The organism is Neorhizobium sp. SHOUNA12A (assembly GCF_023006505.1).
In the GTDB taxonomy this organism is placed as follows: Bacteria; Pseudomonadota; Alphaproteobacteria; order Rhizobiales; family Rhizobiaceae; genus Neorhizobium.
The window spans coordinates 1-263 of record NZ_JALBGV010000215.1; the positions used below are offsets into that span (position 1 = coordinate 1).

General features: G+C 52.5%; 1 protein-coding gene. It reads right to left on the reverse strand.

All coding sequences use genetic code 11. The features are described 5' to 3' along the window. Positions 1-132 precede the first annotated feature (132 nt). On the reverse strand, positions 133-263 hold a 131-nt coding region (locus MOV63_RS32540), incomplete at its 5' end, for a transposase (protein ID WP_405029413.1).

The window sequence follows — 263 nt, forward strand, 5'->3', positions numbered from 1 at the left end:
CTTCAGCCATTCCGTCAGTGCAACATCCTGCTCTGCCATCCTTCGCACCCCTGTTGAAGTGCTAAAGATCGCCGATCATCGTTAACCGAGGATTAATCTGCCAAAGTAGTGCTAGGCCGCGGACTCGTTAACTCAAAGCCAGAAGATGACGGCTGCTGCGATGCATATGGTTGAAAAGAAGGTGTGAGCGCAGCGATCGTATCGGGTGTGAATTCTGCGCCAGTCCTTGAGCCTGCCGAACATGTTTTCGATCTTGTGGCGCT